Source organism: Alteromonas sp. 4NS20-0143 (assembly GCF_057542855.1).
The window spans coordinates 192,182-206,050 of sequence record NZ_BAAJLR010000004.1; the positions used below are offsets into that span (position 1 = coordinate 192,182).

Sequence of the window (13,869 nt, forward strand, 5' to 3'; positions counted from 1 at the left end):
TAATTTACAATATTGATAAAACAGAGAGGGGCCACGTGGCCCCTCTCTGTTTTACTGCTGTTACTTCTTTTACAAGCTTACGTGTTTTTGGCTACCCAAGCCTGGACCATAAACAATGGCATTAAGTAGTAACCTGTTGGTACCTAATGCGGCGCCACGGAAGTTAGGTTGGCCTGAAAACAAAATAATTTGCCCTTTACCACTGCGTTCGCGAGTTAAGTAAGCAGTATTAGCAATACGCTGCTGTGCTTCTGGCCACAGTAAGCCACTCATGCGAACGTTAAGCGCTTTATCTTGTGGCAGTGTGAACCAGCGATCGGCGTTTTTCTTACTCTCACTATCCTCTTTTTTCTTGTTAGGACTTGGGCTAAATACGCCCGCTCTAACCACGGCTTCGCTATTATCTGCCGACATAAGTAGCGGTTGATTGCTGTAAAGTAATGGTAGTACTTCAGGAGTGCCGGCTGTTAGCCAATGCTGTTGGTCTGTTCTGCCGGCTACCATAGCGCCACTTGGCATAAAGTGGCTTAACCATTTATCGCGGCGGGTTAGCTCTTCCTCTTTAAGCGGTTTAGGTAAATCGTCCCATGGAAACGCGAAGTCTGCATTTAAGGTATGAGCCATTGCTGCCTTGGTGTCTACCTTGTTTAAGCTCGCCATATATTCACGGTTTAAAGAAATATCGTAATCGAGCGCCTTTTCAAAGCTATTCTCAATGGTTTTCACCTTGGCAATGCCATCTTTACCCGCTAACGCTGCCGCACTTCTGCCGTGAGCGATAAGCGTTCCGCCGTTGTTAACCCATTCATCTAAAAGCGCCTGCTTAGATTTATCTAGTGCTCCATAGCTGGTGGGAAGAACAATGACATTGTAACGACGCAAGTCAGTACGATTTAAAGAGTTAACGTCTATTTGGCTGTGGCGAATGCCCAAATTAGCATCGATGCTGTACCAGGTTGCGCCCACATCATAGCTAGACATATTGCCGTGGCTTAAAATAGCCACCTGGGGCCGAGTAAGAAGATCAAAATGCTTGCCTCCCCACTCAGGTAACTCACCCTCACCAAAGCCGCTTGTTGTGGCGGTTACCGACACCATAAGCTCATCGGCAGTTTGCTTTATTAGGCTTGCAAGATTTTCTGTATTGGGGTTATCGGTGACCGTTACCGCAATAGAGCCTCGATTGAAAACCGTGTTTTCAAACTCTGATTCGCGGTCTATATAACGAACGTGGATACCGCGTTCCATCAGCCTTGCAGCAAAGGCCACAGACCTATCGTCTGCACCGTCTACCATCCATGCAATAGCATTATCAAGTAATGTATGGGTGTGGGTGCTTGGCTTATACAGGCTCATATTACTAGTAAGGTGCTCTGGCACAGTGACGCTTTCTAGACCGTACATCATGGTTAAATTCCATGCAGTTGTGTCATACATTAGCGATGAACCGTCACGCAAGGTTTTCTGGCGCTCTTCCAGTAATACGGCGTTGTTAACACCTGCGTCAAATTCCATGATGGCAGCAATTAACGGCGCCTCGGCTTGGCGGTTAGGCACAACAATACTGCCTTTGGGAATAACAATATCTTCTTTTACGTCGCCTAAATGCGTGGTGGCCTCGTCCACTTCCATATCTTTATCAGTAATATACACCTTGATATCTTGAGCCAACAAACGGCTTACCAGTGCGTCGGTTCTGCCAATGTTGTCATTCGCCATAATCACGTAGGTGCGGTTAGCAAATTTTCCTTTAGAGGCAAGGTTGTTCTTACGGCCCTGCCAGTAATCTTGGTACATGGCTTTACTGTTTTTATCCAACGTCTTGAGGTTGGCAAGGGTGGATATAAACTGATGATGCACAGATTCGATATAGGTTTGCACGGTGCCTTCAGGTCGACGCACGCCGTCTTCCGCCATACGAGATTGCTCATAAAGAATGTGCATGGTGCCGCGATATTCAGAGTAGTTTGAATAGCCTGGGTACCAGTTTTCAAACCATTCGCCGGTGTAGTAGCGCCAGCCTTTCTTATCAAAAGCGGCAGACTGATCACGGGCAAAGGTTTTTGCCCATTTTTGCAAATTAGGGTCAATGTTTTGATTTAATGGTTGGCGCGGTGGGCCCATCAGATAGGTGTCTTGGCTTCCCATTTCATGACCATCAATCATGAGCTGGGGCCGCCAGTCATTGATCATTTCAACGCGACCGACGGTTTCAGGCTGCGTTAGATAAAAGAAATCTCGGTTTAAATCGAAAAAGTAGTGGTTTGTTCTGCCGTAAGGCCAGTCACCACGGTGTAACAACGACTGGTCGTCAACATTGGGTGCCGTGCCGCGATATTGCTCTAATGATTTGGCAAATCGAGCGCGGCCGTCAGGGTTCATCATGGGGTCGATAACAACCACCATATCATCAAGCAGCGCTTCCACGTCTTTGTCTTCGCTAGCAATCAGATGATAGATAGCGGTTAACGCTGCATCTGCGCCTGATGTTTCATTGCCGTGAATAGAGTATGCCATCCAGGCAACGGCGGGCAGTGAATCGATGATGTTGCTGGCTTGGCTATCGCTGGTATTTAAAGGGTTAGCAAGCTTATCGATATTACTTTTAATAGTATCAAGCTCACTGAGTAACGCCGGTGTTGATATAAACGCGGCAATCAGTGGGCGACCTTCATGAGTGCGCGCATACTCGACTACGTGTAATCTATCGCTTTGCTCAGCCCAGTGCATGACTGCGCTGTGTATTTGCGCTGGGTCGGCAACGCGAGAGCCAATGGGAAAGCCGAGCAAGGTATCGGGATGGGTTATTTGCTGATTATAAGTGCCGGAAAGTAACTCGCCAGAATACGCTAAATCTGGGTCGTTAATTGGTTTCATTAATATTGCTGAGTAAGCGGGCATAACGGCCAGCCCTAGCAATAGCGTGAACCACTTTGTGATGGATTGCATGAGTGTTCCCTTATCGTTTTTGATCTTATTGTTTATGGCGACTTCTCGCTTAGATGTCTTATTAGAAATTTTCGAGATAGCTTTTCACTGTTTTGATGCTCTTATACTGTAGCGTATAAATTGAACAGTCAATGAGGCTGCGGTGAACGCAGGGGTTATCACGATTTACTTGTTCTGTGAATCAAGAATTTGTTGAGGGTTCAGTGTCGAGAGATGAGCGCAGCGGTGGTAACAAACACCAAGTAAAAAAGGCGTAAGCCCTGAAGTTAAGTGACCCCGAGGCTTCGCCTTTAATTATTTTAGGTTTTACGCACTTTCTGTAGAGTGAAGGAAGTGACTGTAAGTGTCTAGAATTGAGGGCTTTTCCCAATGCAAGAAGTGGCCAGTATCCGGTACGAGCTTATACACGCAATTGGGAATTTTAGTCACTGCCGCACGAATACCTTCGTGGTCTAAAATGGTGTCATGCTCACCGCAAATAACAAGGGTCTTTGCTTCAATTTCACGTAAGTTAATTAGCTTACTAATGTCTCGACTGGTTTTTACAAACTCGCAGTGCTCGTAGAAATTAAGCAATTCTTTCTCATCCATATTTGAAAATTGGCTGATCATTTGTTGCTTCTGCGACTCAGGAATATATTGACCAAAACACTCAATCATCAAAGGTGCAATGTTTTCAACATCACCGGTTTTAAATGCCGATTGTCCGCGGTGAATAAGCTCTAAAATAGTGTCGTTGGTAGATACACCAAAGCTTCCCAATATCATTTTTTCAATTTTAGTGGGGTACTTTGCTGCAATGTATGCTGCTAATATAGTGCCCCATGACGCTGCTGCAAGTACCACTTTGTCAGTTTTCGCGGTGTCTTCAATAACATCAAGCAGTACTTGTTGCTGCTCTTCAAAAGTCACTTGTGGAGCGCCTGAAAGTATTTCTGCGCGACCGGTGCCGGGCAAGTCAAATACAACGACAGAGAAAGAGGGCACAAAGCGCTTAACAAAACTTCGCCATACTGCCATGGTTTGTTTTGCACCGCTAATGCATACAATAGTGTCTGGTTTGTCTCCATAAATACGGTAGGGAACAAGGAATCTATTACAACGTATACTGCCTTTTACAACCTTCACTCAATCGCCCCATTATACTTATTGCAGTTGATTTGCTATCAACGCTTTATTATCTACTATTGGCTTTTGACCAAACCATATTGACCACAGGGCTCTGGTAAGCTCGCTGTTATCTGTTTCAACGATTTTTCGCCCATTGAAATATACTATAAGTTTACCCACATTCACACGCGATAATACTAACCGCGAATTTTCAGTAATATCGTTATCAAAACCATCTGATAATCGCATTATTTCGGTCTTTATGTTGCTCAAGTCGACATCAGGGTTATTGCGCTCTATGCCGTCCATTAACGCCTCTTCAACTTGTTCGCGAGAGACATCTCGCAGAAACTCTATTTCTACCCGCTGTGAGAGCTGCCCAGAAGAAATAAGTTTGATGAGTTCATCAGGGTTTTCGGAAGTTTCTTGAGGCCAAGCCATAAAGTGGCTAATTTTATACACACTAAAGAAAAAGCGTTTTCTCACCGTTGAACCACTAAGCGCTAATGGCTCAGCCGGCTCTGCATACTGAGTCGATGAGACGGTTTCAGCATGAGCCACAGCACTTTCGTTAACATTTGCGTTAGCACTTACGTTAGCACTTGCGGCTATCGTAGCCCATGAGGCAGTGCTCAAAGCAGCCCAAATTAAGGCTAAAACGCCGTTATGACATATCCATTTCATAGCTAGCCTATTCTAATAATTAACTTCTGAAGCCAGTGCGAGAGTACGTGGTTCAGTCACGTTTAAAAAGCATATTAACAAATAATTAATGTGAGTGAGAGACCGGGGGAGTGTTTTCCGTTTTAAGAGGGCTTTTAATAAGATAATAAGAGGGATAAAAAAGCAGGAAGCGCACAAATGCGCTTCCTGTCCTATCTTTTAGATTCTAGCTTTTAGGCTCTAGCTTTTAGCCATGAGCTTCTAATATCGCAAAGAGAACGTAACGCGCACGTTGCGAGGCTCTACGGGGTGATAATGCAAATCTTCAATGCCTTCTTCAGGTTCGCCAGGTAGCCGTGATGCATAGAAATAGTCAATATCGTGATCGTCGCTATCCAGTGCGTTTAACACTTCAAGGGTGACATCCCACGTGGGCTGGCGGTAGGCAACTTGGGCGTTGAGTAAAAACGTTGCTGGCGGAGAAACTTCATCAAAGCTTTCTACCGTTCGCGAGCTTAAGTAGCGAGCGCGAAGTGTATAGCTCATTCCCAATTGGTCGCTATTTTGATAGTAGGTCGCCCCTGCGCTAACCACGCCGGGAACGGTGCCATCAATATGACGTCCTTCACCCTCAACCCTATCGCTGAAGCGGGCATTGGTGTAGGCAGCTTCAATATCGGTGGTAAGGTGGTGGTTTATCCAGTAGTACGCGCTTATCTCAATACCGTGGCGCTCAGATGGACGGCTTGGCTCGGTAAAGCCTGCATCGCCTACATACAGCAATTCACTGTCTAGCTCTAATCGCCATAATGCGGCAGATACGTTGAAGGTTCTTCCGTCTGTATAGTTAATACCTGTCTCATAACCTAACGATTTGACCAATAATGGTGATGCCGGTGTTGGCTCTGAACTGACAGGGTCGATGGTAATGGTTGCACCGCGGGCGTCATTAGAATGAAAGCCTTGGCCAATGTTAGCAAACGCTGTGATGTCGTCGGTAACGGCGTATTTTAGCGCTGCTTTTAGCGTGAATAGGCCATCACTTTCTTCACCGCTATTTGCCGCAAGATCGCTCGTAACATCCACATCTAAGTAATCGTAACGACCACCGAGAGATAGGCTAAGGGCGTCTGAAAGCAGTATGTTTGACTGTGCAAATAAGGAATAGCTACTGCTTTTTATGGCGTCTTCTCTAATCGTGCCTACACGTTGCAAATTCTGTGTGCGATAAAGGCCTACATTCTCAATATCGTCGAAGCGCCATTGAGCGCCCATGGTAATGGTACTGCCATCGGTTACCGCCAGTGGTACCGTGGTAAATATTTCGCCACCATAAATTTGCCGATCGTCTGCTTGTTCGAACTGGTCTCCCGTTTCTGGGTTATCTAAGAAATAGGTAAAGTTAGAAAAAAGCGTCAAATCAGTATCAATGGCATAAAACGAGGCATTAATGCCATCGCTGGTATAGTTTGCCGACAGTGAATAGCGTGAAGACTCTCCACCAACGTCGGTGTCAATAGAGCCAAGGCGGTCGATGAGGCCGCTTTCAATAGCGCGGGCAGGTACTTGGTCGGCCCCGTTCCAGCTGTTGTCGTATGCCATTCCCGTTACCGTTAACTCACCGTCGAACAAGGGCGTAATATAGCGAATGTTGGCATTCTTTTTTCGCACATCTTCGTTGATATCGGTCCATGGTCCGTCGTATGTCTGGTACTCAAACGCGGCAATAGCCTTACCTTCGCCAATGTCGGCATGGTTGAGTGTTGCAAGTCGCTGATAGCCGTATTCACCAAGGGTGAAAAATAGACGATTGTCGTCAAGAGAATCTTTTAAATTGAAAAATGCACCACCGGCACTAGAGAAGTCGCCAATATTGGCATAGTAGGTGCCTTTAAAGTAACTCAAGTTATCCACCATTTCGGGGATCACAAAGTTAAGGTCGCTGTAGCCTTGCCCGTGACCATGGCTACGCATATTGATAGGCATGCCGTCAACGCTAACAGTAAAGTCGGTGCCGTGGTCTAAGTTAAAACCTCGCAAAAAATACTGATTCGCTTTGCCCGAGCCGCTGTGCTGAGTCACCATCATGCCAGGTATGAATTCAAGCATTTCGCCCGTGCGCAACATGGGGCGCTCAAGTAACGTATCGCCTGAAACCCAGCCTTGGGATGCCGACACAAATTCGCCACTTTTCTGAGACATATCACCGTTCACGCGTATGTGTTCGATATCGCCTTCTGCTGGGTCGTCAAGTGCAAAAGTGGGTGACGCGTATAGTATTGATGCAACGCTTAGAGATAGCGCTGAAATTGCATAACCTGAAGCCATGATTATCCTTAAAGCAAAAACAAGTTCAGTAGTAAAACGTTTGATGCGATGCTTTAGATGCAAATAAATTGTGTTTATTTTACCCAGCTTAAAACGCACAGCCCTGTATGACAGACATTAAAAAAGCCCGCCTTGCTGAGCAAGCCGAGCTTTTATAGATTAGCTATTATAACGCCAAACTTATTTTAATGCTTATATTTCAACTATTTATTCTAGGTCAGTGCGTTCTGTCACTGGCTTAGCTAAGTTGTTTTCGAAGCTCTGCCATAAAGGCATTAATGCGTTCTGCATTTTTACCTAAGTCACTTTTGCCTACTCGAGACTTACTACGAACATCAACAAGCGTATTGTCGCCTTTTTCTGTCAGCCTGATTACTACATCGTCTTTAAAGCCAAACCATGTCGTTGTATCTGTGGCTTCAAGCGTGTTAGGCAGGGCGCCAGCGGTAACGTTGTCCCAACCAAGGGTGGCGATGGCTTTTTCTGCAGCTATGTATACTTCACTTACAGGCTGCGGAAGTAGTTGCGTTTTAATCTCTGGATACGCTTCTAATTGCTGCTTAGTAATATCGCCGCCTTCGTAATTAACATCGTTTGGCGCGCCTTCGCGAAGTGGTGCAATAGCAACAAACTCAGGTGGATTTGTAACATCAGTGGTAATGTCGTGAATAGGCGGAACAGTGCTTGCCTTGCTCATCATGCTGACTGGCATTGCAACCGCAATTAACGCTAAAACAGCATATACGATAGTGCTACCCCAGCTAATATTTTTACGATTAATGATCACCTGAAGTACGATAAGGATAAGAGCGGCACCGCCAACGTAAACTCCGTAACGTAAAGACGTAAATGCTGTACCTAAACCCACACCTGCGTACTGATACAAAGGGCCGGGCAATACAACCATCAAAAAACCAAGGATACTGGTTAACGCGACTAATATTTTCAAGGGAACTCCATTATTTTTTTGTTTTATATTTTGGACTACTTTAACAGGCATTTTGGTGTTTTGGATTACTTTATAAAAGATAAATGTGCAATGGTGATTCATTCACTTTTCTCCCAGCCCAGTAATAAGTGCGGTGATAAGTGTAGTGACCAGTGCAGTAATAGGTGCACCAATATATGAGGTTTCTTGCATGTTGCGCCTGCAAAGGGGAAATTCTTGCAGCGTGAAAACGTTGACAGCGTGAAATCATCCGCAGCCTGAATACGCTCGCTTATAAAGTGGCGGCTCCTTAATTGCTCGTGATACCGTGTGCCTACTAAGATGAGATTTTGAGCAACAACACTCTCAAAGACAAGATTTTGAAAAGTAGAATTTTGAAAAGTAGAATTTTGAAGAGTAGCATTTTTAAGAGAAGTAGTTTGAACGCCAATACTGTAAGCACAGCGCAAGGTGACTCGCCATTACACGAACTCCTTGCTGACATGTTAGTCGATATTCTATCAACCATGGAGAGCATGTTTGAGGAGGGCGTCAGTGAGTACGCCCTTATTTCGATGTTAAAAAAGCCGCCTTATGCGGTTTTTGATGAAGAGGCCCTGCGTGACCCCCTCGTGCTGTTTAAAACTCATTTTATTTTGTTTAACGCGCTCTATCAGCTGCGTTCGATATGGCTTAAGAACGGGGTAGGCAAGCTTGATATTCATACGCTTAACATTCGCCTAGATTCAGATGCAGGTGTCGCTGCGCCTAAACAAGAGCTTGCACCGGAGCCTACACTTGCATCTGAAGATGAATCGGCAACGACAATAAATGCGCACAAGGTAGGCCCTCACGACGCATTGGCTTCTTACTATTTGGATTGGAACAATTTCGAACAAACTGACGAAGAGAGTGTTGAGGCATTACTAGCAAGCTTTTGGACAACAATGGGAAAAGCCCAATACGCTTCTTTCAACGATGGCGATATTGAAGCAGCCCATCGCATACTTGGGCTCACCTGGCCCTGCGCTGCATTACCACGTAAAGAACATGACGCCTATTCTTTGAAAGAGATTAAAAAACACTACAGAAAAAAGCTACAGCAGCTGCACCCCGATAAAGGAGGAAGTCGCGAACAAGCTCAGCAGGTCATTTCGGCATATCAATTATTAGTACGCTTCTATTCGTTTAAATAGGATGTAGTTGCGTTAAAGTCAGCTAGATTTGAGGACAAAGGTAAAGTCGTTAGTTATTTAACGACGACATTTGTAAATTCGGCTACTCAGCCTTTTAATCTTTAGTATAAGAGCGCAAAATAGAGCCAATAAGAACATAGCTTCGTATATATTCGAATTCCAAACTATGTCACACCAATACCGGTACTCAACAGCCACTTTCGCCTCGCCAAAAGTGAGTATCCCGGCACAGTAAAATAGACAAGCTTTGCAAACATTCATTGCGTTATTGCAGATGGCATATCGCGGATGACGTATTTTAGATGGCGTTCAGCCGTCTGCATTTAATTAGTTATTGGGAAATAGAAGATTTATGAGTCGCATTTTTTACCTTACTGCAGCGTTACTAATACTTTTAGGCGTTGCAGCATGTTCAAACGAATCAGCACAATCACCAGACTCGCAGCAGTCAATGCCTGCGCCTTCTGTTTCTGTAGTAACCCTCAAAAGGCAGCCAGTGCAGCATGAAATGGTGTTGCCGGGTCGAGTGAGTCCATCTCGTCAATCACAGGTTCGTCCTCAGGTAGATGGTGTTATTACAGACCGTCTTTTCGAAGAGGGGGCGCAGGTAAAAAAAGGCCAGCAGCTTTACCAAATAGATCAGGCTAGGTATCTAGCGCAATTCAATAGTGCAAAAGCAGATTTGAAAAGTGCCCAGGCTAACTTAAAAACCTTAGAGGCAAAGGCACGTCGCTACGACGACCTGGTCGAGAAAAATGCCGTTAGCAAACAAGAATACGACGATGTTATTGCGCAAAAAGAACAGGCCGAAGCCGCTATTAGCGTTGCTGAAGCTGCGGTGGATGTTGCCAAAGTCAATATGGGTTACACCAAGGTGTATGCGCCTATAAGCGGACAAATCAGCCGCTCTTTTGTTACCGAAGGTACTCTTGTTACTACTAATCAAGCCCAGCAGCTTGCCATCATCACGCAGCTCGACCCAGTATTTATCGACATGCAGGAGTCGGGCGCTTCCATTCTCACTTTACGCCAATCTATGCGAAATCAAGGCGCACTCGATGTAGAGCTAACAGTGGATGAAGTGAGTGGAGAAAAGTACTCACACACCGGTAGCGTTAAGTTTTCTGAAGTCACCGTTGATGAAAGCACGGGCTCAGTGACGTTGCGCGCCGAAATGCCTAATCCCGACAGTATCTTGTTGCCAGGTTTATTTGTTAAAGGTCATGTGATCACGGGGCGCGAAAATGCGTTGCTTGTGCCACAGCGAGCTACAACTCGCCAAACTGACGGCTCGCTTTCAGTGTATGTGGTGAATAGCCGCGGTGAAGTTGAGGGCCGAACGCTCAGCGTTGGGCAAATTTATCGCGACCAATATGTGGTAAACGATGGGGTAAGCGAAGGGGAGCAAATCATTGTTACCGGATATCAAAAGGTAAAACCAGGTGCGAAAGTGAATGCATCTGAGTGGCAACCATCATCACGCGGCTCACGATAAGCAAGCAAGGAATTTTTAGTTATGGCTCGCTTTTTTATAGACAGGCCCGTGTTTGCATGGGTATTAGCAATTATTACGATGATGGCAGGTGTACTTGCTATCTATACACTTCCTATTGAGCAATATCCCAAAGTAGCTCCCCCTACGGTAACCATAAGTGCTGCGTACCCTGGTGCATCAGCCGAAACGGTAGAAAACTCGGTTACCCAAGTGATTGAACAGAGCCTTTCGGGCATTGATAACATGCGCTACTTTTCCGCTAGTAGCTCAAACAGCAGTGTTTCTATTAGCCTCACCTTTGAGCCTGGTACCGATCCTGATATTGCGCAGGTTCAAACCCAAAACAAAGTGCAGGGAGCGTTACCTTTATTACCTGCTGAAGTGCAGCAGCAAGGGGTGACGGTGTCGAAGTCGAACAGCTCTTTTGCCTTAGCCGTTGGCTTTTATTCTGAAGACGACTCGATGAACCAGTTCGATTTAAGTGACCTTCTGGTCTCTCAGTTTCAAGACCCTATATCGCGGGTTAATGGTGTGGGCAGCGTACGCGTGTTTGGTGCCCAGCGCTCTATGCGTATTTGGTTAGATCCTAACAAGCTTTACAGCTACAACCTTACCCCTGTCGATGTGCAAGCGGCGGTTCAGGTGCAAAATACCGATGTATCTGCAGGACAGTTAGGCGGCTTGCCAGCCATTAATAATCAACAGATAAACGCAACCATTCAGGCGCAAAGCCGCTTACAAACTGAAAAAGATTTTGAAAACATTGTATTGCGGGTAAATACCGATGGCTCTCAAGTGCGCGTGCGCGACGTAGCTCGCGTTGAATTGGGTGCGCAAAGTTACGATGTCATTGTACGCTACGACAGAAGGCCAGCGTCGGGTATGGCGATTAGCCTTACCTCTGGCGCCAACGCTCTCGATACCATTGAAGCGGTAAAAGCTCGGGTAGAAGAGCTGCGCGCTAACTTGCCAGACAGCGTAAAAGTGGTGTATCCGGTAGACAGTTCACCTTTCATCGAACTGTCGATTCAGTCGGTGGTGGAAACTCTAATAGAAGCCGTGGTGTTGGTGTTTTTAGTCATGCTGCTTTTCCTGCAAAACTGGCGAGCAACGCTTATTCCTACCATAGCCGTTCCGGTGGTTCTGCTAGGGACCTTTGCGGTACTGTCGCTGTTTGGTTTCAGTATTAATGTTCTCACCATGTTTGCCATGGTGCTGGCCATTGGTCTTCTGGTTGATGATGCCATTGTCGTGGTAGAAAACGTTGAACGAATTATGGAAGAGGAAGGGTTGCCGCCTGCCGAAGCCACCAAAAAGTCGATGACACAAATTACCGGCGCGCTGGTGGGCATTGCTGCGGTGCTTTCTACCGTGTTTATTCCCATGGCCTTTTTCAGCGGCTCGGCGGGAGCTATTTATCGCCAGTTCTCGGTAACCATTGTGTCTGCAATGGCGTTCTCTGTGCTGGTTGCTATCGTTCTGTCGCCGTCTCTTTGCGCTACATTATTGAAAAAGCACCCAGAAGATCAGGATAAAAACAAAGGCTTCTTTGGCTGGTTTAATCGTAACTTTAACAAGGGGCGCGACTCTTACCAGCGCACCACTACGCACATGGCGAAACGGGTTAAACGCTATTTTGTGGTCTACGGATTATTAGTGGGAGGCATGGCGCTTATTTTCAGTCAGCTACCAGGCGCCTTTCTTCCTGATGAAGACCAAGGGCGAATGATGGTGCTAGTGAGCACTCCCCCAGGTGCTACCGCTGGCAGAACGCTGGAGTCGATTAAGCAAGCAGAAGACTACTTCCTTAACGAAGAGCAAGAAGCAGTCAACGGTTTGTTTTCAGTTGTTGGTTTTAGTTTTGCAGGTCAGGCGCAAAATGCAGGTATGGCATTTATTAACTTAAATGACTGGAGCGAGCGCGATGATGACAGCTCGGCCTTTGCCGTGCTAGGAAGAGCCTTTGGTGCCTTTAGTCAAATTGAAGATGCCTCTGCGTTTCCAATTGTACCGCCGCCTATTATGGAATTAGGTAATGCCACAGGCTTTGACATGCAGCTAGTCGACAGAGCGGGCAACGGCCATGAAGCCTTAATGAATGCGCGTAATCAACTGTTGGGAATGGCGGCGCAAAATCCGAAGCTGGCAGGTGTGCGTCCTAACGGGCTAAGTGACGTGCCTCAGTTCAAGATAAAAATTGATAGCGAAAAAGCCTCTGCCCTTGGACTGAACTTGAGTGACATTAATCGTACGCTTCAAATTGCATGGGGCTCGAGCTACGTGAATGACTTTATTGATAAAGGTCGTATAAAGCGAGTGTACATGCAGGGTGACGTGCCCCATCGTATGACGCCTGATGACTTAGAAAAGTGGTATGTGCGCAACAGCGATGGAGAAATGGTGGCGTTTAGTACCTTCGCTACCACAGAGTGGGTATACGGCTCACCCAAGCTGGAACGCTTTAACGGCATATCATCGGTAAACATTCAGGGTAGTCCTGCTGAAGGTATATCCTCAGGGGAAGCGATTACCGAAATGGAAAAGCTTGTTGCACAACTTCCGCCAGGCTACGGCATTGAGTGGTCGGGCTTATCTTTTGAAGAGCAGCAAGCGGGCTCGCAAGCGCCAATGCTATACGCTATTTCAATACTGGTGGTATTTTTATGTCTTGCTGCATTGTACGAAAGCTGGTCGGTGCCTTTTGCGGTAATGTTGGTTGTTCCGTTAGGTATTTTAGGCTCGGTGACAGCAGCGTTTATCTTTAATTTAGCCAACGATGTCTATTTGCAGGTGGCATTTTTAACCACTGTAGGTTTGGCTGCGAAGAACGCTATTTTGATTGTGGAATTTGCCAAAGAAGAGTACGAGAATGGCGTAGACCTTATGACCGCTGTTTCAAATGCAGCGTCTCAGCGCTTTCGCCCTATTCTTATGACCTCAATGGCCTTCATTTTAGGCGTAACACCACTGGCCTTAGCGAGCGGTGCAGGTGCGGCGAGTCAAAATGCTATTGGTATCGCTGTAATGGGCGGCATGTTTGCAGCGACCTTCTTAGCTATCTTCTTTGTGCCTATGTTTTATGTAATGGTGGAAAAACTGTTTCATAAAGAAGACAAGCAGTGAGGATTTACGATACAGTAAATTTTTATCTCTCGTACTGTTAATGAAATTGTAGTTTTAATGAAAAATACAATAAGTAC

At 46.0% G+C, this 13,869-nt stretch carries 8 protein-coding genes; 3 read left to right on the forward strand and 5 right to left on the reverse strand.

What is annotated here, in order from left to right; all coding sequences use genetic code 11:
- Window positions 1-69: 69 nt before the first annotated feature.
- From AC27HD_RS11095 to AC27HD_RS11115, 5 genes are all read right to left on the reverse strand, one after another.
- A complete protein-coding gene (locus AC27HD_RS11095) occupies window positions 70-2,949 on the reverse strand; it encodes a M14 family metallopeptidase (RefSeq protein WP_487105839.1) in 2,880 nt (959 codons plus the stop codon).
- Between the two features lie 306 nt (window positions 2,950-3,255).
- Entirely contained in the window at window positions 3,256-4,077 is an 822-nt protein-coding gene (locus AC27HD_RS11100; RefSeq protein WP_487105841.1) for an alpha/beta fold hydrolase, read from the reverse strand.
- Window positions 4,078-4,095: 18 nt separating this feature from the next.
- Complete coding sequence (locus AC27HD_RS11105; RefSeq protein ID WP_487105843.1) at window positions 4,096-4,743, reverse strand: chalcone isomerase family protein; 648 nt, start codon at window positions 4,741-4,743, stop codon at window positions 4,096-4,098.
- 240 nt (window positions 4,744-4,983) lie between these two features.
- Window positions 4,984-7,050: a TonB-dependent receptor gene (locus tag AC27HD_RS11110; RefSeq protein WP_487105845.1), complete on the reverse strand. Its 2,067-nt coding sequence runs from the start codon at window positions 7,048-7,050 to the stop codon at window positions 4,984-4,986.
- 238 nt (window positions 7,051-7,288) lie between these two features.
- Window positions 7,289-7,999, reverse strand: coding sequence for a DUF1499 domain-containing protein (locus tag AC27HD_RS11115; protein ID WP_487105847.1), 711 nt, complete (start codon window positions 7,997-7,999; stop codon window positions 7,289-7,291).
- 419 nt (window positions 8,000-8,418) lie between these two features.
- Here AC27HD_RS11115 and AC27HD_RS11120 point away from each other — a divergent pair, with 419 nt between their 5' ends.
- The 3 genes from AC27HD_RS11120 to AC27HD_RS11130 all read left to right on the forward strand — a co-directional run bounded on the left by AC27HD_RS11120 (window position 8,419) and on the right by AC27HD_RS11130 (window position 13,792).
- On the forward strand, window positions 8,419-9,174 hold the full coding sequence (locus tag AC27HD_RS11120; protein WP_235207715.1) for a DNA-J related domain-containing protein: 756 nt from the start codon (window positions 8,419-8,421) through the stop codon (window positions 9,172-9,174).
- A 352-nt stretch (window positions 9,175-9,526) separates the two neighbouring features.
- Window positions 9,527-10,669, forward strand: coding sequence for an efflux RND transporter periplasmic adaptor subunit (locus AC27HD_RS11125; RefSeq protein ID WP_032094660.1), 1,143 nt, complete (start codon window positions 9,527-9,529; stop codon window positions 10,667-10,669).
- A 21-nt stretch (window positions 10,670-10,690) separates the two neighbouring features.
- On the forward strand, window positions 10,691-13,792 hold the full coding sequence (locus AC27HD_RS11130) for an efflux RND transporter permease subunit (RefSeq protein ID WP_269518538.1): 3,102 nt from the start codon (window positions 10,691-10,693) through the stop codon (window positions 13,790-13,792).
- The last annotated feature ends 77 nt before the right edge of the window (window positions 13,793-13,869 follow it).